The organism is Polynucleobacter bastaniensis (genome assembly GCF_018882205.1).
Taxonomy (GTDB): Bacteria; Pseudomonadota; Gammaproteobacteria; order Burkholderiales; family Burkholderiaceae; genus Polynucleobacter; species Polynucleobacter bastaniensis.
The window spans coordinates 66,126-88,696 of sequence record NZ_JACVOU010000003.1; the positions used below are offsets into that span (position 1 = coordinate 66,126).

Here is a 22,571-nt window from a genome sequence, read left to right on the forward strand (position 1 = left end):
TAATATTAGCAACAGATCTAGTAAGAAGAGACTTTGGCCATGAATGATTTAGTTAGCAACGATACCGTTACCAAGAATGAGCTCTCGGAAGCTCTCTTTGATCAAGTTGGTTTAAATAAGCGTGAAGCTAAGGATATGATTGACGCCTTTTTTGATCGTATTGGAAAGTCTCTAGAGACGGGTGTTGAGGTGAAGATTTCTGGATTTGGTAATTTCCAGTTACATAATAAATCTGCCCGCCCAGGCCGTAATCCAAAAACTGGTCAAATGATTCCAATTGCAGCCCGTCGCGTTGTGACATTTCATGCAAGTCAAAAGCTCAAGGACGTAGTTGAGTCTCATGCTCGAGAAAACAGCATTTGATACTGGGTCGGTGTTGCTGAGTTCGCAGCTCCCCCCAATTCCCTCTAAGCGTTATTTCACTATCGGTGAGGTATCCGATCTTTGTGGCGTTCGTTCTCATGTGTTGCGCTATTGGGAACAGGAGTTCACCCAATTAAGTCCACAAAAGCGTCGCGGTAATCGTCGTTACTATCAGCACCATGAGGTTGTCTTAATCCGCAAGATTAGGGCGCTTTTATATGAAGAGGGTTTCACGATTAGTGGTGCCCGCAATCGTCTTGATGAGGCTCGCGGCGAGCTTCGCTTGCGTGATGAGTTGCAGGCTGTCCTGCAAATTCTCTCCAAATAGTTGCTGATACAATTTTGCTTCTCGTCGGGGCGTAGCGCAGCCTGGTAGCGTACATGCATGGGGTGCATGTGGTCGGAGGTTCAAATCCTCTCGCCCCGACCATTCAATTTGGCATTTACTTCCTATGACATCAAACTCAAATAACACTACCTATTTTGGATTGACCATCCCTTTTTTGGCTCACTTGGGGGTTGTTCCTGAATACGCCGAAGCGGGAAAGTCGCGCATTAGCTTGGTCATCAAACCAGAATTTGAGAATAGCTTTCAGATTGCTCATGGTGGTGTTGTCATGACCCTACTGGACTTTGCGATGGGAGCGGCAGCTCGCAGTACCGTGAACCAGCAACTTGGCGCCATGACCATTGACATGAACGTCAGCTTCCTGCGCCCAAGTATTGGCAAGATTGTGGTGGAGGGTAGTGTTCTGAAGTTTGGTAAAACGATTCATTATTGCGAGGCCATAGTATTAAATGAGGCCGGTGAAGTTACTGCTAAATCTAGCGGTACATTTATGCTGAGAAGGTAATATTTACATTATAATTATAAATATAGTATTTATAACGATTATGTTGGTTATCTAGTTTATTAATGCAATATAGGCTTATTTCCATAAGGTTATAAGCCTATTTTGAATATAAATGATTATTTTTTAATATATTGATATAATGGAATTTTAGGAACAGCAAATCCTTTGTTGTTCCATCCATCTATTATCTGGATAAATTAAACATGTCATCATATAAAGAGTTGTTAGCCCAACGTGAATTGTTGGATAAACAGATTAAAGAAGCAGTTTTACGTGAAAAGGCTGATGGGATTGCTAAAGCTAAGCTCATTATTGAGCAGTACGACTTAAGCGCGTCAGACTTATTCAGCCGTAAATCTGGTGCCCGTAGTTCTGGCGGTAAGGTTGCCCCCAAGTACCGCAATCCATCGAATGGTGATACTTGGACTGGTCGCGGTAAGGCGCCAAAATGGATCGAAGGTAGAGATCGCAGTAGCTTCTTGATCTAAAGTATTGATTTAAAAAGATTTATTACTTAAAAAAAGCCGCTCAATATTCAATTGAGCGGCTTTTGAGCTTTATAGAGTTGCTTTAAGGTCTAGGCACACTTTCGATTGAGCGCCTGAATAAATATAGGCTCCAAGAGTTCGTGGCGATTTTTATCCCCCAAGGTATTTTCAAGTTCTGGATTAGTAGCTGGATAGCCAATAATCAGAGGATTTTGGTCAATCAGGCCATTTTCAAGCTCCTCCTGAAGTACTTCAGGGTAGCGCGACTTTACGCCAACCGTATTTTCATCAGCCAGGCCTATAACCCCAGGATGAAGGCGAATAAATCCCTCATCTACCAAAATGGGAATGCGCTGCGTATCTCTGTTTTTGCTCAAGTAATGGATGAGATGCACCTGCTCGACTGGTGGAATCAGGGCATCTAGGAATATGAGATCGGGGGAAATTGAAACTGCCTTCATCAGACCCTCAAGGCTATCTACAGATACCTCCATTTCCACCTTTAACTGCCAGCACTGAATAGATTCGATTAATTCATGGCTATTTTCAGCCCTTCTGAATATCCCCATGGCAATACAGTTTTGGGTAGTCTTTTGGCGCATTGCTCTTTTACGGCGGGCAAGTTGCTGGTCTAGAGAGCTTGCCAGGATACGTCGGTGACCCCCACGCGTCTTCCAGGCGATTAACTCACCTAATTCAACCATTTTCTGAACCGTACCAAGTGATACCTGTAGCACTTTTGCGCTTTGACGGGTGCTTAGATATTCTAATTCTGAGGTAATCGCTTTCATATGTCCCTAATCTCATTAATTTATTTGGAGATTTAGAGAATACGAATCAAGTCTGGGGGAATCTGTCAGGTATGGTTTAAATCGGAGTAGGAAAATTCTTATTCAGCCCTTAAAAGGTGAGGATTACCCTGAAAGTCCTCTAATTAGCGAAAGTCCTTTATGAATCAATGGGTAGTCGTGTTAAATTAGTGTAGTTGTAAGAGTATTCGCACAGATCAATTCGTAAAGTGGTTTAGCCGCAGAGCGAATGGTTTTAACCACAGTCTTTATTCGGGAAACCCGATGAAAGGTGAGCATCATGATGCAAGATCAAAGAGATAGCTCTTATCTCTTCGGTGGAAACGCCCCTTACGTAGAGGAACTCTACGAATCCTATTTGCACGATCCAGGTTCTGTAGCCGATCATTGGCGTGATTATTTTGATAATGTGAAGCAAGTCCCAGCAGCAGATGGCTCTTCTAGATCTGACGTAGCCCATGGACCCATTGTTGCTTCCTTTGCTGAGCGAGCTAAGCAAGGCCCCATCAGAACTGTTTCTGATTCGGCTGACTCTGAGATGGGGCGCAAACGCGTTGCCGTTCAGCAGTTAATCGCCGCATATCGTAACGTTGGTAACCGCTGGGCCGATATTGATCCCTTGAAGCGAATTGAGCGCAAGGATATTCCAGAGTTAGATCCGGCTTTTTATGGCTTTAGTGATGGCGATATGGATATCGTCTTCAATACTAGTAATACTTTCTTTGGTCGTAACGAAATGACCTTGCGTGATTTGCTGCAAGCATTGCGCCAAACTTACTGTGGCACCTTGGGTGCTGAGTACATGTTTATTGCTGACCAGACCATCAAAAAATGGTGGCAAGAAAAATTAGAGTCCATTCGTTCGACTCCAAGATTTAATATGGATGAGAAGCGACATATTTTAGATCGCATTACTTCGGCAGAGGGTTTGGAGCGCTATCTGCAAGCAAAGTATGTAGGTCAAAAGCGTTTCTCTCTTGAGGGTGGCGAGAGCTTTATTGCCTGTATGGATGAGTTGATTCGTGAGTCTGGCTCTAAAGGCGTTCAAGAGATTGTGATTGGCATGGCTCATCGTGGCCGTCTGAATGTCCTGGTCAATGTTTTAGGAAAAATGCCTTCCGATCTTTTTGCTGAGTTTGAGCATAAGGGTCCAGAAACATTGCCTGCGGGTGATGTGAAGTATCACCAGGGTTTCTCGAGCGATATTTCTACTCCAGCGGGACCCGTTCATTTATCACTTGCATTTAATCCCTCTCATTTAGAAATCGTGAACCCAGTAGTAGAGGGTTCTGCACGCGCTCGTATGGAGCGTCGTGGCGATATGTTGGGTGAGCAAGTGTTGCCAGTATTAGTGCATGGCGATGCAGCCATTGCAGGTCAAGGCGTGATGCAAGAAACCTTGGCAATGGCAGAGGTTCGCGGCTATTACACTGGTGGCACGATTCATATCGTGATTAATAATCAGATCGGTTTCACTACATCTGATCCTCGTGATTTGCGCTCTAGCTTGTATTGCACAGATATCATGAAGGTGATTGATGCGCCTGTATTGCACGTGAACGGAGATGATCCTGAGGCCGTTGTTCTGGCTACCAAGCTCGCTGTTGAATTCCGTACACAGTTCCACAAAGACGTTGCTATTGATATTGTTTGCTTCAGAAAGCTGGGTCATAACGAGCAAGATACTCCAGCAATGACCCAGCCATTAATGTACAAAATCATCGCGGCTCACCCAGGTACACGCAAGTTATATGCGGATAAATTAGAGGCTCAAGGTGTATTGCCTGCCGGCACCGGTGAATTGATGGTGAAAGAGTATCGCGCGGCGATGGATGCTGGTAAGCAGACTTCTGACCCCGTACTCAGTAACTTCAAAGGTAAGTTTGCGGTTGACTGGTCTCCATTTCTGAATAAGCGTTGGACCGATGAGGCTGATACTGCCATTCCTTTGACCGAGTGGAAGCGATTAGCCGAGCGAGTGTCTACTGCTCGAGAAGGATTCAAGGTTCACCCATTGGTTGAAAAGGTCTTAAAAGATCGTGCTGCCATGGGCCGTGGTGAAACCAATGTTGACTGGGGTATGGGTGAGCATATGGCTTTCGCATCTCTAGTGGCGAGCGGTTATCCAGTTCGGTTATCCGGCGAGGATAGTGGCCGCGGTACCTTCACTCATCGCCATGCTGTTTTGCATAATCAAAACCGCGAAAAATGGGATACCGGTGTCTACATTCCTCTGCGCCATATCGCCAAAGATCAAGCTCCTTTTTTAGTGATTGATTCGATCCTCTCTGAAGAGGCTGTGCTTGGTTTTGAGTATGGTTACGCTGCTGCTGAGCCAAATACACTGACTATTTGGGAAGCCCAGTTCGGCGACTTTGCGAACGGTGCTCAAGTGGTGATCGATCAATTTATCGCTTCAGGAGAAGTGAAGTGGGGTCGTGCAAACGGCTTAGTCATGATGTTGCCTCACGGCTATGAGGGCCAAGGTCCGGAGCACTCATCCGCACGTTTAGAGCGCTTTATGCAGTTATGCGCTGATACTAATATGCAAGTGATTCAGCCAACGACCGCATCGCAGATCTTCCACGTCTTACGTCGCCAAATGATTCGTCAGTTCCGTAAGCCGCTGATCTTGATGACTCCAAAATCATTGTTACGTAATAAAGAAGCTGCTTCGCCATTGTCTGAGTTTACAAAGGGTGGTTTTCATACCATTCTTGGAGAGCGCGATGAGAGCATCGATGGCAAAAAGGTCAATCGATTAATCATGTGTTCTGGAAAAGTCTATTACGACTTAGCCAAAGTACGTACCGAGAAAAAACTAGAGGATGTTGCGATTATTCGTTTGGAGCAGCTCTATCCATTCCCGCACAAAGCGTTGACTGTTGAGTTAAAGAAATATCCAAATTTAGAAGAGGTAGTTTGGTGTCAAGATGAGCCACAAAACCAGGGGGCTTGGTTCTTTGTTCAGCATAATATTTTGGAGAATATGTCTGAGGGTATGAAGTTGGCTTATGCAGGCCGTCCTGCTTCTGCCTCACCAGCTTGTGGTTACGCCCATCTTCATCAAGAACAACAGAAGTCACTTCTCAATACAGCATTCGCAAAACTTAAGGGTTATGTCATTACGAAGTAATCGTAGACCTCACTCACGTATAAATACTAAATAGGATTAATCATGGCTATTTTTGAAGTTAAAGTTCCCCAACTCTCCGAGTCAGTTGCAGAAGCAACTTTATTGCAATGGAAAAAGAAAGTAGGCGATGCTGTCGGTCAAGATGAGATCTTGATTGAAATTGAAACCGACAAAGTCGTACTGGAAGTTCCTTCGCCTTCTGCTGGTGTTATTACAGAAATCCTGATTGCTGATGGTGGCACGGTAATTGCTGAGCAGTTGATTGCGAAGATTGATAGTGCGGCTGTTGCTGCTGCAGCTCCAGCCGCCGCTCCAGCTGCTGCGCCAGCTAAAGCTGCGCCCGCAGCAAAATCATCTGCTGCTGCACCTTCCGCAGCAAAAATTTTGGCTGAAAATAATATGACCGCTGGCCAAGTTCCAGGCTCTGGACGTGATGGTCGTGTGACTAAAGGTGATGCACTGAATGCTGTCGCTGGGGGTTCATCTTCTGCTGCATTGCCAAGCGCACCAATTCCGCTGGGTAATCGTCCAGAAGAGCGCGTACCAATGAGTCGCTTGCGGGCCCGTATTGCTGAGCGTTTGTTGGAGTCCCAGGCGAATAACGCCATTTTGACAACTTTTAACGAAGTCAACATGGCTCCAGTAATCGCTATGCGTAATAAGTACAAAGATCAGTTTGAAAAAGTGCATGGCGTGAAGTTAGGCTTCATGTCCTTCTTTGTTAAAGCGGCCACACATGCTTTGAAGAAATTCCCATTGTTGAATGCATCAGTTGACGGCAATGACATCGTGTATCACGGTTACTTTGATATTGGTATTGCAGTGAGTTCACCACGTGGCTTGGTGGTTCCAATTCTGCGTGACGTGGATCAAATGAACTTGGCTGATATTGAGAAGAAGATTGCAGAGTTTGGTGTAAAGGCTCGCGAAGGTAAGTTGTCATTGGAAGATTTAACCGGCGGCACATTCTCCATCTCTAATGGTGGCGTGTTCGGTTCGATGCTTTCTACCCCAATCATTAACCCTCCACAGTCTGCGATCTTGGGCATTCATGCTACTAAAGAACGTGCAGTGGTTGAGAACGGCCAAATTGTGATTCGTCCGATTAACTACCTAGCTTTGTCATATGACCACCGCATTATTGACGGTCGTGAGGCAGTGCTTGGTTTAGTCGCTATGAAGGATGCATTGGAAGATCCTTCACGCCTTCTCCTTGACCTTTAAGAGAGAAGAGCATGAGCCAATCATTTGACGTAGTGGTAATCGGCGGTGGCCCTGGTGGTTACATCGCTGCGATCCGTGCAGCGCAACTCGGCTTTAAAGTTGCCTGCGCTGAATCCAATTCTTTTGACGATCCAAAGGGTGAAATACGCCTTGGCGGAACTTGCCTGAACGTCGGCTGCATTCCGTCTAAAGCTTTGCTGGCCTCTTCTGAAGAGTTTGAGAAAGTCAGTCATCACCTAGCAGACCACGGCATTACTGTTGGATCGGTGAAGTTAGACTCCGACAAGATGATCGCTCGTAAAGATGCGATCGTAACCAAGATGACCGCTGGTATTCAGTTCTTATTTCGTAAAAACAAAATTACCTTGTTAAAAGGCCATGCGTCTTTTCAAGCTAAGGGGGCTGATGGTTATCATGTCAAAATTGACGGTAAAGATAAAGAAGTAGTTACTGCTAAAAACGTCATCATTGCTACTGGATCTAAGGCGCGTCATTTGCCAGGCATTCCTGTTGATAACGTGTTGATTAGCGATAACGAAGGTGGTCTCAAGTTTGATTCCATTCCGAAGAAACTTGGCGTGATCGGCGCTGGTGTAATCGGCCTAGAGCTCGGCTCTGTATGGCGTCGCGTTGGTTCTGATGTGACGATTCTGGAGGCGCTCCCCACTTTCTTGGGTGCATGTGATCAGGGTATTGCAAAAGAAGCGCACAAGATCTTCACCAAGCAAGGCCTCAAAATCAATATGGGCGTCAAAATTGGTGAAGTGAAGGCAGATAAAAAAGGTGTTGTAGTGAACTACACCGATAGTGAAGCCAAGGCTCAGAAATTAGAGTGCGATCGTTTAATTGTTTCTGTTGGCCGGGTTCCCAATACGGACAAACTAGGTCTCGATAAGATTGGTCTGAAAGTGGATGAGCGTGGATTCATTCCAGTTGATGACCATACCTGTGCAACAGCGGCGCCTGGCGTATACGCTGTGGGCGATGTCGTGCGTGGGCCGATGTTGGCTCATAAGGCTGAAGACGAAGGCGTCCTTGTTGCTGAAACCATTGCTGGTCAAAAACCGCATATTGATTACAACTGTATTCCTTGGGTGATCTACACCGATCCTGAGATTGCTTGGGTTGGTAGAACAGAAGAGCAGCTTAAACAGGCTGGCATTCCCTACAAAGCAGGTCAGTTCCCATTTGCAGCCAATGGTCGTGCATTAGGTATGGATCGTGCTGATGGTTTTGTCAAAGTCTTAGCAGATGAAAAAACAGATGAAATCTTAGGCGTTCACATCATTGGACCAAATGCTTCTGACTTAATTGCTGAAGCGGCCGTAGCCATGGAATTTAAAGCAGCAGCTGAAGATATTGCGCGTATCTGTCATCCACATCCAAGCCTATCGGAAGTGGTTCGCGAGGCAGCATTGGCGACGGATAAACGTGCATTAAATATGTAATTGAAAGCATTAGAGTACTACCATCAAGAGTTAAAGGCACGCGGGTATCAAAGCGATCCCGCGCAGCTTGCTGCTATTGAGCGTTTGCAGCGCTGCGAAGATGAGTGGGTTGCTTACAAAGAAATTCGTAACAGTGGTTTAAAAAAGAAACTCTTTAAACCAAAACTCCCTCGTGGCGTCTACTTATGGGGCGGAGTCGGTCGCGGCAAATCCTTTTTGATGGACATCTTTTTTGCTGCATCTCCCCTAGAGAAAAAGATCCGTATTCATTTTCATGAATTTATGCGAGAAGTGCATCGCGAGCTTCATGAGCTCTCTGGTATGGCAGATCCACTGGATGAGCTTGCTAAAAGAATTGCCAATAGATACCGGCTCATCTGTTTTGATGAGTTTCATATTAATGACATTGCCGATGCCATGATTTTGTATCGCTTGCTAAGCGCACTCTTCGAAGATCGTGTCCAGTTTGTGATGACCTCAAATTATCAGCCTGACCAGCTTTATCCCAACGGCTTACATCGTGATCGCTTGCTGCCAGCCATTAAGCTATTGGAAGAGCAGCTCGATGTGATGAATGTTGATGATGGACATGACTATCGGCGCATACAAATGGCTCAAGTTCAGGCCTACATCACTCCAGTGAACGCCACAACGCATGCGATCTTGATGCAGATGTTTCAAACCTTAATCGGCAATCAAAAAGAGACTATCCGTCCGGTGTTGCGGATTGAATCTCGAGAGCTAAGGCCCGTACATATGGCCGAAGGGGTGGTTTGGTTTGATTTTCAAACCTTATGCTGCGGCCCAAGGTCACAAAATGACTATTTGGAGATTGCCAAGCAGTTTCATACGGTAATTTTGTCTGGGGTGCCTTATATGCCCCCTAGAATGACCAATGAAGCCCGCCGCTTTATTTGGCTAATTGACGTCCTCTATGACCATAAAATCAAATTAATCATCTCTGCAGAGGTCCCGGCGGTCGATTTATATACCGAGGGCCAGATTACCAGTGAGTTCTCCAGAACGGTTTCTCGTTTAATTGAGATGCAATCTCGTGATTACCTGGATGCACCTCGCCGGGTAATTGACACCAGCTTGACCTAAAATAGGGTCATGATTAGCAATTCCAGCCTAAACGCAGATTTACACTGCCATTCCGTTGTTTCTGATGGAACACTCACGCCTGAGCAGTTGGCTGAACGCGCCTATGCTAACGGTGTGCGTTTATGGGCATTGACCGATCACGATGAGCTTGGTGGCCAAGCGAGGGCACAGATTGCTGCAAGCGCACTGGGTATGGACTATCTACCTGGAGTCGAAATTTCAGTAACTTGGATGGGACAAACTATTCATATTGTTGGTCTAGGTATTGATGCTGGCCATGCAGGAATTTTAGAAGGCTTGCGCCGTACCCGCGAAGGTCGCGGTAATCGCGCGAAGCAGATGGCTGAACAATTATTGAAAGCTGGGATACCTGGCGCCTATGAAGGTGCATTGCTTTTTGCGGGTAACCAAGAACTGATTTCTCGTACACACTTCGCTCGCTTTCTGGTGGAGCAGGGTATTTGCAAAGATACCGACCAGGTCTTTAAAAGATACCTGGTTGAAGATAAGCCAGGTTACGTACCGCATCTCTGGGCAACGCTAGATGATGCGGTTGCCTGGATTAAAGGGGCGGGGGGCGCTGCTGTGATTGCACATCCTGGTCGTTACAAGCTGAACGATATACAGATGGATGAACTCTACAAGCACTTTAAAGAAATCGGTGGCATGGCTATTGAGGTCATTACCGGCAGTCATAGCCCGAATCAATATCAAACCTATGGCAAGATTGCTCAGCATTATGGATTTTTAGCTTCTCGTGGATCCGATTTTCATGACCCAGAGGAAAGTTATATTGATCTTGGTACCTTGCCTGATTTGCCGGATCATTTGACTCCAGTATGGTCGCTGTTTCATTAAACGGCCTTCATACTCAACCTATTCAATTACCCTTAAAGAATAAAGATCAAGATGTTTGCAGAACGCGTTCTCTCTGGCATGCGACCAACTGGTAGCTTGCACCTCGGCCATTACCATGGCGTTTTAAAGAACTGGGTTCGCTTACAGTCCGAGTATCCCTGCTATTTTTTTGTCGCAGACTGGCACGCCTTAACTACTCACTATGAAACTCCGGATGTGATTGAGAAATCAGTCTGGGATATGGTGATTGATTGGTTAGCATGTGGCGTTGATCCAAACCAAGCAACTTTATTTATTCAGAGCAAAGTGCCTGAGCATGCAGAGCTATTTTTATTGCTGGCGATGGGTACTCCTTTGGGTTGGTTGGAGCGCGTGCCAACATATAAAGATCAAATCGAAAAACTCAAAGAGAAAGATTTACAGACTTACGGTTTCTTAGGCTACCCCTTGCTTCAAGCAGCTGATATTTTGATGTACCGCGCTCAATATGTGCCAGTAGGCGAGGACCAAGTGCCGCACGTAGAGATGACTCGTGAAGTAGCGCGTCGCTTTAATTATCTCTATGGTCGTGAGCCTGGTTTTGAAGAGAAGGCCTTAGAGGCGGTGAAAAAACTAGGTAGTAAGCGCGCCAAAATGTACGCTGAACTGCGTGTCGCTTTTCAGGAGCGGGGCGATGAAGAGGCTCTGGAGCAAGCTCAAGCACTATTACAAGAAGCGCAAAGTTTGTCGATGGCTGATCGCGAAAGACTGTTTGGTTTTTTAGAAGGTGCTCGCAAAATTATTCTGCCAGAGCCACAAGCTTTGTTAACTTCGGCATCCCGCATGCCGGGTATTGATGGTCAAAAGATGTCGAAGTCTTACGGTAATACGATCAGTATTCGCGAAAAGCCTGAAGAAGTCATTCGCTCTATTCGCACTATGCCAACCGATCCTGCCAGGGTGCGTAGAACCGATCCAGGTGATCCTGCGCGTTGTCCTGTGTGGCAACTCCATACGGTGTACTCAAACGAAGACACTAAAACTTGGGTTCAAAAAGAATGTCAATCTGCAGGTATTGGCTGCTTAGAGTGCAAGCAACCCGTGATTGATGCCATTCTTGCCCAACAGCAGCCCATGTTTGAGCGTGCCCAGAAATACTTAGACGATCCAAGCTTATTGCGCTCCATCATTGCTGATGGTTCAGATAAAGCGCGTAAGGTTGCTCAAGAAACCATGCGCGAGGTCCGAGAGTCCATGGGCTTGGCTTACGACTAAGGCAATCTTGACTGCAATGCATGATGCAATCGCAAATGCTTCGCCTTGGGTGAAGCGTTTTGCTACAGCAATTCCGACTGATGGGGTAGTTCTTGACCTGGCCTGTGGCTCAGGTCGGCATACTGCCTTGCTGGCTTCTTTAGGGCGCCGGATTTTGGCTGTTGACCAAGATATTTCGGTTATTGAGCCCCTGAAAAGTGATGCTGTCCAAATCCAAAAACTCGATCTAGAGGGTTCAGATTGGCCCTTAGTAGGCCAGCAGTTTTCAGGCATTGTGGTGACAAACTATCTTTATCGTCCATTTTTAGAAGAATTACCCAAAATGCTATCTGAGGATGGTGTCCTCATCTATGAGACCTTTGCCGATGGGAATGCGGCATTCGGTAAACCTTCAAACCCCAACTTTTTGCTAAATGCAGGGGAATTGCTGGCTTTGGCACAGCGTTCAGGCCTGAAAGTGATTGCCTACGAGGATATTTACCTCGATCAACCTAAACCAGCAATGGTTCAGCGGGTTTGTGCCGTAAAAGGGCATTTAAAAGGGTGCATTCCGTTACAATTTGCTGGTTAACATTCAGAAAATTCAGACACATTCAGTGACTAATACAACACAATCCAAAGTCAGTAAAAAGCCTATCGCAGGCAGTATGCCTGCCATTGTGACGCCGATGCTCGAGGATGGAAGTCTGGATTTTTCGGCTTTACGTTCCTTGTTAGATTGGCATGTCGCTGAAGGTTCTGATGGCATTGTCATAGTTGGTACCAGTGGTGAGTCTCCCACGGTATCTGTAGAAGAACATTGTGAGCTGATTAAAGTGACTGTTGAGCATATTGCTGGGCGTATCCCAGTGATTGCTGGCACTGGTGGTAATTCCACTACTGAGGCAATCGAGTTAACCAAATTTGCCAAGTCGGTTGGTGCTGATGCCAGCCTGCAGGTGGTGCCTTACTATAACAAGCCAACTCAAGAGGGTATGTATGCTCACTTTAAGAAGATTGCAGAGTCGGTTGATCTGCCTGTAATTCTGTACAACGTTCCCGGTAGAACTGTTGCTGATCTTGCTGGCGAGACGACTGTTCGCCTAGCAGGAGTTCCGGGCATCATCGGCATCAAAGATGCTACCGGAAGTATTGAGCGCGGCACTTTGTTGCTAGCTGATCTCCAGCGTGCTGGACACCAAGACTTTTCTGTATTTTCTGGCGATGATCTTAGTGCAGCAATGCTGATGCTCATGGGTGGCAAGGGTAATATTTCTGTAACGGCTAATATCGCACCCCGTTTGATGCACGAGCTATGTCAGGCTGCCATGTCCGATGATGTAGTCAAGACACGCGAAATTCAATATCAATTGCTGGCTGTTCATAAAGCCATGTTCACTGAGGCAAATCCGATTCCTGTGAAATGGGCCCTACATCAAATGGGTAAAGTGACCTCAGGCATTCGATTACCTTTAACCCCTTTGAGTGTTGCCTTGCGCGAACCTTTGAAAACTGCATTAAAACAGGCTGGCTTACTATGATGAATTCGATGCAACTCTTGCGCCAATACTGTGCAACTCTATTAATGCTTTCTTTAGTCAGCATTGTTTTGCTTGGCTGTAAATCTGTAACAACGAATGACACTGTTGACTACAAATCTGCTGGTGCTGTGCGTGGGCCTAATTTGTCTTATCCGCCAGACCTGATTACCGCTCAAGCGGATCGTCGTTATATCGTTCAGGATGGTGCTGCCACCATGTCTGAGTACAACGCTGCGGTAAAAAAATCGGTACAGACTCGCAAGAACGTGATGACCGGCATTCCGGGTATGCGTATTGCTCGTGATGGTGAGCGTCGTTGGCTGGTTGTAGAAAAGCCAGCTCCAGAGCTCTATCCACAAATTAAAGATTTCTGGCAAGAGAATGGTTTCCTGCTGGTAATCGACTCACCCTCTACCGGCATTATGGAAACTGATTGGGCTGAGAACCGCGCTAAGATCGCACAAGACTTTATTCGCAATATTATTGGCGGCGCCTTAGATTCAATTTATGACACTGGTGAGCGCGATAAATACAAAACCCGTCTTGAAGTGAGTAAACCTGGAGAAACAGAAATCTACATTACTCAACGTGGTGCGATTGAAAAATGTACAACCGATAGTACTGGTGCTTGTATATCGACTATCTGGACTGCACGTCCAAATGATCCTGAGCTCGAAGCAGTATTTTTGGCACGCTTGATGGAGCGCTTGGGTATGACTCAAGAAATGGCAAGGGCTCAAGTTGCAGCGCCACTCGGTCCAAAGACACCTAAGGCGAAATTAGTTCAAGAGGGCGTAAATACAGCCTATATCGAGATGGCAGCGGGCTTCGATCGCGCATGGCGTGATACCGGACTTGCCTTAGATCGTTCGAACTTTACCGTTGAAGATCGCAATCGTGCGAATGGGGTTTACTATGTACGTTATGTAAATCCTAAAGATTTGGGTGATACCAAAGGATTTTTCACTAACTTGTTTAGTAGCAAAGACGACTCAAGCTTGAAGGCTAAGAAATACCTCGTGGTGGTCAAATCGACTGGTGATAGTTCTTCAAGTGTGTACGTTCAGAATGCAGATGGTAAGCCTGAAAATACAGCTGCTGGATTACAACTCTTAACGCTGTTGACGGAGCAAATGCTTAGATAGGTATTGAAGCTAAGAAAACTGAGTTAATAAAAAAGCCGCTTCTCAGCGGCTTTTTTTCTTCAACGAGAAGATTACTTCTTAGCGTCAGCAGCAGGTGCAGCAGGTGCAGCAGGTGCAGCAGGTGCAGCTGGAGCAGCAGGAGCGTCAGCAGCTGGAGCAGCAGCAGGAGCAGCAGGAGCAGCTTCAACAGGTTTTGCTTCTTCTTTTTTACCGCAAGCGGCTAAAGCGATTGCCAACATTGCTACGAGTGCTAGTGACTTCTTCATTTGTAATTTCCTCTTAAAAAATTATCATTAATAACCGGTTATTGATATTTGGTAAGCGCAGGGTTAGACCCTAGGTACTTTCCAGCATTCATTATAGCCATCTACTAATTGAGCGTTAAAAAAGCAGCCATCCAGCTTCAAAAGCCTCAAAAAGGCTGTTGTTTACTCCAATTTTTCCTAATGAGCCCGTGAACTGTTTGTTACTTGCGAGCGAGCGCCAGGCCGCCTTTACAGGGGCGGTTTGACCGCCGGTCATTTCTTCGCCGTTGCAGTAAATTCTTGTGCCCAAGGCGAGAAGTCTTGTGTTGGGGTGTGCTTGTAAAGCTTGCTTTGTAAGTTGGCGTCTAAATTGCTCAGGCGAGAGATTATTGGCGCTTCCATCAAAGTAGGCCTGGGGTTTTGGTTCGCTGAGATAGGCAGCTATGCCAGGAAGGAATGTTTCTACGCGATCTAGTTGTAAGCCTTTTAACTTTTGCGCTACTTGCGTAATGATTTCTGCTGGAAGTTGCTCCGCACAATGGGTTGCTCCTTGTTTCGGATCCGCAAAGTGCTGATTGAGTTCAGGAATATCTTCTAGTGACTCAGCTAAACGCCACAAGCCTTCTTGTAAGATTTCTTTATAGCTTTGCGATCTAAATCCAACTGACCAAGTTTGACAGCCTGCATCCAAAGCAATCCCATCATGAGCAATATGGGGTGGCAGGTAAAGCATATCGCCTGGCTCCAGATCCCACTCCTGCTCGACTCTAAAGTCCTGCAGAATTTTCATAGGTAGATTTGGATTTAAGGTTAAATCCTTTTGCTCAGAAATACGCCAGCGTCTACGCCCTGACATCTGAATTAAAAAGACATCATAAGAATCAAAGTGGGGGCCTACGCCGCCACCAGGACCAGCAATGCTGATCATCAAATCATCTAAGCGCGCATCCGGAATAAAGCGAAACCAAGACAATATTTTTGCAGCTGCAGGATGTTTAGCCTCCATACCTTGAAGCAGGAGCGTCCAATTCGGCTTCTCGATGGCAGGGATGGATTTCTTCTTGAATGGACCATTTGTAAAAGTCCAAGGCTTTGCCTTAATTAATCTAGACTCCACGGCATCGTCGGCCGCTATTTTGAATAACTCTTCAGGCGATATCGCGCTACCCAAGGGCTCATCTATTTGTTTGGCAAGCTCAAAGGCGGGGATGGCGCCTCGCACTAGCAGCAGCTTTTTTTGCCAATAGGTTTTCATGAACTGCTGAGGGCTATTGCCCCCTAGAAGAGCCCAGGGGCGATCTAGTGGGAGGTTTTGGGGTGCCTGTGGTGGATCGTAGGCTTTGCTCAAGTAAAATGCTGTCATATCAGTCAGAAGCTGTTTAAAACACAATGTTGAATGAATTACGCATGAAGATCGAAAAAAATACCGTTGTATCCCTGCGCTACAAATTAACTGACGCGCAAAATAATATTATCGAGGAACCAGACTCTCCGATGGTATACCTGCATGGTGGATATGAGGGCACTTTTCCTAAAATCGAAACTTTATTAGACGGTCAGGATGTGGGCTATGAGGCCAGCATCCAGCTTGAACCGAGCGAAGCCTTTGGAGAGTATGACCCCGAGTTACTGAAGATTGAGCCACGCGCACGCTTTCCTGAGCCTTTGGAAGTCGGTATGCAGTTTGAGGGTGTTCCTGACGAAGAAGGGGAAGACTCTGATGATGAAGATGAAGACCCCTTGATCTACACCGTTACTGACGTGGCTGATAGCCAAGTCGTTTTAGATGGGAATCATCCACTAGCTGGTATGGCTTTGCGCTTCTGGGTTCAAGTGGAAGATATCCGAACCGCTACAGATGAAGAGATTGAAAATCAACAGCCTGAGGGCGGTGAAGCATTTATATTTGGAATGCCCGATGATTCAGATGACGGCGAGGATGACTCTGCTGGCCCAATCTCTCACCCTGGTAGCTCATCACCAACTCTGCACTAAAACTAGGACTACTCTTTAAGCCACTCTTTTAAAACATCGAGGTCACGCTTGGTGTCGCTAGCTTCATCGGTGTGTGATGATGGCGTGTTACTCAATTTTGCTAGCGCTTTTTCAAGTGCAACGATCTTAGCCTCTTGTTCTAGAGTGGCATCAATTAAACCTTTTAGTGCCATCGAAACTGGATCATCTACGTTGGGTGTGACGCCATAGGCTGAGAAATATTCTTTAGCCTTGCTATCTGGAGAGCTAGCCTGTGGCAAATCGGGATGCAAGATACGCGCAGGAATTCCGACAGCAGTTGCGCCCGCTGGGATTTCTTTTAGAACTACGGCGTTAGATCCAACACGAGCGCCATCACCTACAGTGAAGCCGCCAAGAACTTTAGCTCCCGCACTAATGACTACGCCTTTACCTAAGGTGGGGTGACGCTTTACACCTTTATAGAGGGATGTTCCACCCAAGGTAACACCTTGATAGATAGTGCAGTCATCACCAATTTCAGTAGTCTCTCCAATTACAATTCCAAGACCATGATCTAAAAATACTCTGCGACCAATCTTGGCTCCAGGATGAATTTCAATGCCAGTAATGAAGCGAGCCAGCATCGATAGCAGGCGCGCAATCCACTTCAAACCCAAGTTCCATAAACAATGTGATGCCCGGTGTATCCAAACAGCATGTAAGCCTGGGTAGCAGGTAATGACCTCTAGGCGATTTCTTGCGGCAGGGTCACGAACAATGATGGAGTCGACTTGGTCGAAGAGCGAATTAAGCATATAAATTGATTTTAACGGGTAAAGCCCAATCTATTTTTTCAGGAGCATCTGTTTAGCAATGCCCCGGAGCAGGTCGATTTCTTCCTTATGGAGACGTGTTCTGGCAAATAGCGCTTGTAAGCGGGGCATGAGCTTCTTGGGGTTGGCGGGATCAAGGTAGCCGATGGCCTCCAGTCCCTCGCGCCAGTGCTCCAGCATGGCAGCTACAGCTGCAGGATCCGCAAAATCTACCGGCTCAGTATTAGGGTCTAAGACCTCAAGCCCCAAATCCTCCGCTAGGGATTCTCTGAGGGTGAAGGCACAAACCATGATGGCTTGGGCCAGATTTAGGGAGGGGTAGAGTGGGTTAGCATCAAGCCATACACGATGGGTGCACAGGGAGAGGTGGTCGTTATCCAGCCCTGTACGCTCTGGCCCAAAGAGTAGGGCGACTTTCTGATTACCTGTGATAGCTGCCTCTACTAATGGTCGAGCATCTTGCCAATTTAATGCTGGTGGTCCGAATTCACGATCACGACTCGTGAGTCCCAAGACAAGTGTGCAGTCTTGAACGGCTGATTCCAAAGACGAGGTCTCTTCACTAAATTCCAAGACATCGACTGCACCACTGGCTAGAGCAACAGCCTCAGGCGTCTGGGCAACCCCCGCAATTTTCGGTGCAATCAGGCGCAGATCACTAAACCCCATGGTTTTTAGTGCACGGGCTGCCGATCCCACGTTGCCTGGGTGGCTGGTTTCAACTAAAACCCAGCGGAGTAACTTTGCTTGTGAGGCATTCATATCAACAGGAGTTCTCTAGTGGCTTGGTAGTTCAATGTAGCAATCGTTTAGAATCATGGCGTTAGCTCCTTATTGTCCCGCAGTTTGCAATCTGGTGAGCTTGTTCTTATTTAATTTGTCCATCAATACTATGCATCCCATGTTAAATGTGGCCGTTAAGGCTGCCCGTCGTGCCGGAACCGTGATTAATAGAGCCTCTCTCAATTTAGAGCGACTTCAGGTTGACCGCAAACAACATAATGATTTCGTAACCGAGGTGGACAGACAGGCTGAAGCAGCTATTATTGAAACGCTCAGCGAAGCCTATCCTTCGCATGGATTTTTAGCTGAAGAAACTGGTGCCCAAAACACTGACGCTGAAAACGTTTGGATCATTGATCCACTCGATGGCACAACCAACTTTATTCATGGCTTCCCGCAATATGCAGTTTCCATTGCACTATCTGTAAATGGGGTAACCCAACAAGCAGTGGTGTATGACCCAACGCGTGATGAGTTATTCACCGCTACTCGTGGTGCTGGTGCTTATTTAGATCGTCGGCGCTTACGTGTTGCCACGCAAGATCGTTTAGCTAATTCCCTGTTGGGCACTGGTTTTCCTTATCGCGAAGATCAGGACTTAGAGAAGTATTTAAAAATCTTTGCAGATATGTCGCGCCAGTGTGCTGGTCTACGTCGTCCTGGTGCAGCATCTCTTGATTTAGCCTATGTTGCTGCTGGTCGTTACGATGGATTTTTTGAGAGTGATCTCAAGCCATGGGATATGGCCGCAGGTGCTTTATTGATTACTGAGTCTGGTGGACTTGTCGGTAACTACCGCGGTGAAGAGGGCTTCCTGCAAAGTGGTGAAGTCATGTGCGCAAACCCCCGAATTTTTGCTCAGATGGTGCAGTGCTTATCCAAATATTCCATCTGTTAATTGGGCGGTAGCATTAGGTTTTGATCAGGTCGGCGTAACGGACGCCATCTTGATTAATGAGTAGGGCGCTTGCGCGTGGCCGCCCACTCTCGGGATGATCTAAATCCCAGTCTGATAGAACCCAGCGTTGCCATTCTTGATCTTGTAGATGCTCTTGATGGTGTTTTGGTCGATGGGTATGACCATGTATCAATTGATTCCCAGCTTGATCTTTAAGAACTGCTGCGCAGGCAGCTAAGGTGACATCCGTTTTTGCTTGTGCACCCTCAAATGAGGATTGTATTGACCGCTGATATTGCACGCCACTATTGCTGCGCAGGTAATTAGCAATCGAGCGGCGCCAGTTCAATGGCATTCTTAAGAATAGTTTTTGGATCCAGGGTTTACGAACCCAGCTACGGAAAACTTGGTAGCCAATATCTGCTGTGCAAAGGGAGTCGCCGTGACAGAGAATATATTCAGAGCCTGCAATATTCATCTTGCTAGGATCAGGCAAGAGGGTCATACCCGTTTTACTTAAAAAATACTTGCCAACTAAGAAGTCCCGATTACCATGAAGGTAATAGATTTTTACTTTGGTGGACAGTGTTGCAAGCGTTTTTTTTATCTCTTGGTGAAAAGGCGAATGTAGAGCAGCATCATCCCCAACCCAATACTCAAATAGATCACCCAAGATCAATACAACTTCTACCTTGGGAGCATCTTTTTCACAAAAATCAAAGAAGCGTTGCGCAGTCAAGGGCATTGACGGCGTGAGGTGCAAATCAGAAATGAGCAGCGCGCTCGCGTATTGCGGAATCATTCCTCTAGAACGCTTGCCTTTTCAATGAGGATGTCTTCTGCAGGAACATCTTGATGAAAGCCGGTATTACCTGTTTTGACTTTCCGAATGGCATCAACTACATCAAGACCATCTGTGACTTTGCCAAATACAGCGTAACCCCAACCTTGAGCATTAGGAGCGGTGTGGTTTAGGAAGTCATTGTCGTTGACGTTAATAAAAAATTGCGCTGTCGCAGAGTGCGGATCGCTAGTGCGGGCCATAGCCACTGTGCCACGATCGTTCTTGAGACCGTTGTCTGCTTCATTCTCAATTTGAGCGCCAGATTTTTTTTCTTTCAGGCCAGTGGTCATGCCGCCACCTTGAACCATAAAGTTATCAATCACGCGATGAAAAATCGTATCATCGTAGTGACCACTTTTAACGTACTGTAAAAAATTAGCAACGGTCTTTGGTGCCTTAGCAGCATCTAGAGTGAGGGTGATATCGCCCTTATTTGTTTTGAGTAGAACTTTAGCCATGCTGAATTCACTTTCTATGGGTTAGTGGATAAAAATACTAGAAAATATTATTTTGAGACAGGTGCCATTGGCGCGGTCACCTTTTTAGGTGGTTTCAGTATCTCCATCAATGCTTTTGCGCGATTGGTATATTGACGCTGATTTAAGGCTGCATCCTTCGCGGCATTGTCATAGGCCTGGGCAGCAAGACGAATATAGACCTCGCCTAAGTTGGCAGAGGCCACCGTATAGCTCGGGCGTAATTTCAGGGCAAGCTCTAAATAATCTCTTGCCTCAATCCAATTGCCTTGATTTGCTGCTAGTGCGGCTAAGTTGTTGTATGGCTCTGGCAGCTCCGGAAATTGCTGGGTAATTTCAACCAAGGTCTTTTTGGCTTCTGCCCACTGGCGCATTTCAATCTGCATACGCGCTTTGACGTAACGTAATTGAACATTGCCTGGTGTTTTCTTGAGTTGCTTATTAATGCTATCGATAGCTTCAGGATATTTCTTGGCTTTGACCAACTTTTCAATATCGGATGGAACCCCATTTTTAGTTACCGGATCAGGCTCAATAATTAAAAAGGATAAAAATGGAACTGCGACAGAATCTGACAGTTCAGCATTAAATTGATCGTAGCTAGCGTCATTACCAGATAGTCTTGGGGGGTCATTCGGGCCATAGGATCCTAGATAGGGCGCTTGAGTGCCTTGAGCACCAGCGGAGGAGCTGTTAAGGGCTTTAATTTCAGCCTCTGCTAACTGTTGCCCAGGGGTGCTGCAGCCCACAAGGAGTAAAACAGTAAAAATGGCGCACAAGCCACCCAGTTGGGCTGGACGTAGTGAAAAATGGTTAGTTGACATAGGGTTTGGGATGAAAAACGGGCTCATTCGATATACTCAGCGCTCAGTCTAACAAATTGGCGCTACTTGCCCACCTTTATAGCCCCTATGCTGCAAATCTATAACACTCTCAGTCGTTCCAAGCAGGCCTTTAAACCCATTGAGCCGGGCAAGGTGAAGATGTATGTCTGTGGAATGACCGTTTATGATTTTTGCCATATTGGTCATGCCCGAGTGATGATTGTCTTTGACATGGTGGTGCGCTGGCTGCGTGCGTGTGGCTATGAGGTTGTTTACGTCCGCAACATCACGGATATTGATGACAAGATCATCAATCGTGCGATTGAGAATGGTGAGCCTATTTCCGCTTTGACACAGCGTTTTATTGACGCGATGCATGCCGACTCAAATGAATTGGGCTTAATGCTTCCCGATCATGAGCCTCGTGCAACCGATTACATCGGGCAAATGCGGGGCATCATCGGTCGATTGATTGAAAAAGAACTAGCCTATCAAGGTGAGGATGGCGATGTGAACTTTGCCGTTCGCTTGTTTCCAGAATACGGTCGCCTTTCTGGAAAATCTCTAGATGAATTAAATGCTGGTGAGCGTGTTGCTGTTGGCGGTGGTAAACGAGATCCATTGGACTTTGTTCTATGGAAGAGCGCTAAACCAGAAGAGCCTGCTGATACGCGTTGGAAATCCCCTTGGGGTGAAGGTCGCCCTGGATGGCATATTGAGTGTTCTGCCATGTCATGCGATTTACTAGGCGAACATTTTGATATTCATGGTGGCGGTGCAGACTTACAGTTTCCGCATCATGAGAATGAGATTGCTCAGAGCGAGGGGGCTCTCTACGGCCAAGATCACCAGGCTAGCGATGCGCCTTTTGTGAATTACTGGATGCATAACGGGCATATCCGGGTCAATGAAGAGAAGATGTCCAAGTCATTGGGTAATTTTTTCTTAATCCGTGATGTTCTTAAGAGCTTCGATCCCGAGGTCCTGCGTTTCTTTATGCTACGCGCCCACTATCGCAGCCCAATTAACTATAGTGATGCACAGCTCGAAGAGGCTCGTGCTGGACTGGTTCGCCTTTACACGGCTTTAGCTTCGGTTGTATTGAGTGATAAACCTGTAGATCCCCTTTCACCATGGGCTCAGCGCTTTACTGATGCGATGAATGATGACTTCAATACACCTGAGGCAATCGCAGCCCTGTTTGATTTAGCTAGCGAAGTGAACCGTGCGCAGGGCGAAGAAAAAGCACAGTTAGCCAATACGCTCAAGGGGTTGGCTAAAGTCCTCAACTTCTTGCAACGTGACCCGATCGTGTTTTTGCAAGAAGGATCCCGAGGTGGCGATACAAACTTATCTGCTGCTGCTATTGAAGAGCAAATTGCGGCACGAGTCGCCGCGAAGCTAGATAAAGATTTTACTAAGGCTGATTTAATTCGTAAGACTTTATTAGATCAGGGCGTAGTATTAGAAGATAAGCCCGGTGGCATTACCGAATGGCGCAAAAGTTAA

The 22,571-nt window shown here is 46.4% G+C and carries 24 protein-coding genes and 1 tRNA gene; 17 read left to right on the forward strand and 8 right to left on the reverse strand.

Features of this window, described 5'->3' with window-relative positions; genetic code table 11:
- Positions 1 to 39: 39 nt before the first annotated feature.
- The 5 genes from ICN22_RS06320 to ICN22_RS06340 all read left to right on the forward strand — a co-directional run bounded on the left by ICN22_RS06320 (position 40) and on the right by ICN22_RS06340 (position 1,705).
- Positions 40 to 363, forward strand: a complete 324-nt coding sequence (locus tag ICN22_RS06320) for an integration host factor subunit alpha (protein ID WP_216169434.1) — start codon at positions 40 to 42, stop codon at positions 361 to 363.
- Positions 341 to 691, forward strand: a complete 351-nt coding sequence (locus tag ICN22_RS06325) for a MerR family transcriptional regulator (protein WP_216169819.1) — start codon at positions 341 to 343, stop codon at positions 689 to 691. Before ICN22_RS06320 ends, ICN22_RS06325 begins: the two co-directional genes overlap by 23 nt.
- Before the next feature lie 25 nt (positions 692 to 716).
- Positions 717 to 793, forward strand: a tRNA-Pro gene (locus tag ICN22_RS06330).
- Positions 794 to 815: 22 nt separating this feature from the next.
- The gene (locus tag ICN22_RS06335; RefSeq protein ID WP_216169435.1) at positions 816 to 1,217 is read left to right on the forward strand and encodes a PaaI family thioesterase; all 402 of its coding nucleotides are present in this window, start codon (positions 816 to 818) and stop codon (positions 1,215 to 1,217) included.
- A 203-nt stretch (positions 1,218 to 1,420) separates the two neighbouring features.
- Positions 1,421 to 1,705, forward strand: a complete 285-nt coding sequence (locus tag ICN22_RS06340; RefSeq protein WP_216169436.1) for an H-NS histone family protein — start codon at positions 1,421 to 1,423, stop codon at positions 1,703 to 1,705.
- Between the two features lie 89 nt (positions 1,706 to 1,794).
- Here the strand turns inward: ICN22_RS06340 and ICN22_RS06345 are convergent, their stop codons facing one another.
- Positions 1,795 to 2,496: an excisionase family DNA-binding protein gene (locus tag ICN22_RS06345; RefSeq protein WP_216169437.1), complete on the reverse strand. Its 702-nt coding sequence runs from the start codon at positions 2,494 to 2,496 to the stop codon at positions 1,795 to 1,797.
- Positions 2,497 to 2,794: 298 nt separating this feature from the next.
- Between ICN22_RS06345 and ICN22_RS06350 the strand changes: the two genes are divergently transcribed.
- From ICN22_RS06350 to bamC, 9 genes are all read left to right on the forward strand, one after another.
- On the forward strand, positions 2,795 to 5,650 hold the full coding sequence (locus ICN22_RS06350; RefSeq protein WP_216169438.1) for a 2-oxoglutarate dehydrogenase E1 component: 2,856 nt from the start codon (positions 2,795 to 2,797) through the stop codon (positions 5,648 to 5,650).
- A gap of 42 nt (positions 5,651 to 5,692) precedes the next feature.
- Positions 5,693 to 6,874, forward strand: a complete 1,182-nt coding sequence (gene odhB / locus ICN22_RS06355) for a 2-oxoglutarate dehydrogenase complex dihydrolipoyllysine-residue succinyltransferase (protein ID WP_216169439.1) — start codon at positions 5,693 to 5,695, stop codon at positions 6,872 to 6,874.
- Positions 6,875 to 6,885: 11 nt separating this feature from the next.
- Entirely contained in the window at positions 6,886 to 8,322 is a 1,437-nt protein-coding gene (lpdA, locus tag ICN22_RS06360; protein ID WP_216169440.1) for a dihydrolipoyl dehydrogenase, read from the forward strand.
- Positions 8,323 to 9,426 (forward strand): cell division protein ZapE, encoded by a 1,104-nt coding sequence (gene zapE, locus ICN22_RS06365; RefSeq protein WP_216169441.1) that lies wholly within the window; start codon positions 8,323 to 8,325, stop codon positions 9,424 to 9,426.
- A 9-nt stretch (positions 9,427 to 9,435) separates the two neighbouring features.
- Positions 9,436 to 10,284, forward strand: coding sequence for a 3',5'-nucleoside bisphosphate phosphatase (locus ICN22_RS06370; RefSeq protein WP_216169442.1), 849 nt, complete (start codon positions 9,436 to 9,438; stop codon positions 10,282 to 10,284).
- A 51-nt stretch (positions 10,285 to 10,335) separates the two neighbouring features.
- Positions 10,336 to 11,538 (forward strand): tryptophan--tRNA ligase, encoded by a 1,203-nt coding sequence (locus ICN22_RS06375; protein WP_216169443.1) that lies wholly within the window; start codon positions 10,336 to 10,338, stop codon positions 11,536 to 11,538.
- 16 nt (positions 11,539 to 11,554) lie between these two features.
- Positions 11,555 to 12,109, forward strand: a complete 555-nt coding sequence (locus ICN22_RS06380; protein WP_216169821.1) for a class I SAM-dependent methyltransferase — start codon at positions 11,555 to 11,557, stop codon at positions 12,107 to 12,109.
- Positions 12,110 to 12,185: 76 nt separating this feature from the next.
- Positions 12,186 to 13,058, forward strand: a complete 873-nt coding sequence (dapA, locus tag ICN22_RS06385) for a 4-hydroxy-tetrahydrodipicolinate synthase (RefSeq protein WP_216169823.1) — start codon at positions 12,186 to 12,188, stop codon at positions 13,056 to 13,058.
- Positions 13,055 to 14,203: an NlpB/DapX family lipoprotein gene (gene bamC, locus ICN22_RS06390; protein WP_216169444.1), complete on the forward strand. Its 1,149-nt coding sequence runs from the start codon at positions 13,055 to 13,057 to the stop codon at positions 14,201 to 14,203. Before dapA ends, bamC begins: the two co-directional genes overlap by 4 nt.
- A 71-nt stretch (positions 14,204 to 14,274) precedes the next feature.
- On the opposite strand, the gene ICN22_RS06395 is transcribed toward bamC, so the two are convergent.
- Together ICN22_RS06395 and ICN22_RS06400 are read right to left on the reverse strand one after the other, a co-directional pair.
- Positions 14,275 to 14,469, reverse strand: a complete 195-nt coding sequence (locus ICN22_RS06395; RefSeq protein ID WP_216169445.1) for a hypothetical protein — start codon at positions 14,467 to 14,469, stop codon at positions 14,275 to 14,277.
- Positions 14,470 to 14,584: 115 nt separating this feature from the next.
- Positions 14,585 to 15,811, reverse strand: a complete 1,227-nt coding sequence (locus ICN22_RS06400) for a cupin domain-containing protein (RefSeq protein ID WP_216169446.1) — start codon at positions 15,809 to 15,811, stop codon at positions 14,585 to 14,587.
- A gap of 44 nt (positions 15,812 to 15,855) precedes the next feature.
- Between ICN22_RS06400 and ICN22_RS06405 the strand changes: the two genes are divergently transcribed.
- Entirely contained in the window at positions 15,856 to 16,443 is a 588-nt protein-coding gene (locus ICN22_RS06405) for an FKBP-type peptidyl-prolyl cis-trans isomerase (RefSeq protein ID WP_216169825.1), read from the forward strand.
- Positions 16,444 to 16,451: 8 nt separating this feature from the next.
- Here ICN22_RS06405 and cysE read toward each other — a convergent pair whose 3' ends face one another.
- Both cysE and ICN22_RS06415 read right to left on the reverse strand, forming a co-directional pair.
- Positions 16,452 to 17,219, reverse strand: coding sequence for a serine O-acetyltransferase (gene cysE / locus ICN22_RS06410; RefSeq protein WP_216169447.1), 768 nt, complete (start codon positions 17,217 to 17,219; stop codon positions 16,452 to 16,454).
- A 30-nt stretch (positions 17,220 to 17,249) separates the two neighbouring features.
- A complete protein-coding gene (locus tag ICN22_RS06415) occupies positions 17,250 to 17,999 on the reverse strand; it encodes an RNA methyltransferase (RefSeq protein ID WP_216169448.1) in 750 nt (249 codons plus the stop codon).
- A gap of 130 nt (positions 18,000 to 18,129) precedes the next feature.
- Between ICN22_RS06415 and ICN22_RS06420 the strand changes: the two genes are divergently transcribed.
- On the forward strand, positions 18,130 to 18,918 hold the full coding sequence (locus ICN22_RS06420; protein WP_216169449.1) for an inositol monophosphatase family protein: 789 nt from the start codon (positions 18,130 to 18,132) through the stop codon (positions 18,916 to 18,918).
- Between the two features lie 13 nt (positions 18,919 to 18,931).
- On the opposite strand, the gene ICN22_RS06425 is transcribed toward ICN22_RS06420, so the two are convergent.
- From ICN22_RS06425 to ICN22_RS06435, 3 genes are read right to left on the reverse strand one after another with little or no spacing between them, the layout of a single operon-like run.
- Positions 18,932 to 19,720, reverse strand: coding sequence for a UDP-2,3-diacylglucosamine diphosphatase (locus ICN22_RS06425; protein WP_216169450.1), 789 nt, complete (start codon positions 19,718 to 19,720; stop codon positions 18,932 to 18,934).
- A complete protein-coding gene (locus tag ICN22_RS06430) occupies positions 19,717 to 20,220 on the reverse strand; it encodes a peptidylprolyl isomerase (RefSeq protein WP_216169451.1) in 504 nt (167 codons plus the stop codon). The genes ICN22_RS06425 and ICN22_RS06430 overlap by 4 nt, the downstream gene beginning before the upstream one ends.
- 47 nt (positions 20,221 to 20,267) lie before the next feature.
- Positions 20,268 to 21,062: a tetratricopeptide repeat protein gene (locus ICN22_RS06435; protein ID WP_255533883.1), complete on the reverse strand. Its 795-nt coding sequence runs from the start codon at positions 21,060 to 21,062 to the stop codon at positions 20,268 to 20,270.
- A gap of 87 nt (positions 21,063 to 21,149) precedes the next feature.
- On the opposite strand from ICN22_RS06435, the gene cysS reads away from it, so the two are divergent.
- Positions 21,150 to 22,571, forward strand: coding sequence for a cysteine--tRNA ligase (cysS, locus tag ICN22_RS06440; protein ID WP_216169453.1), 1,422 nt, complete (start codon positions 21,150 to 21,152; stop codon positions 22,569 to 22,571).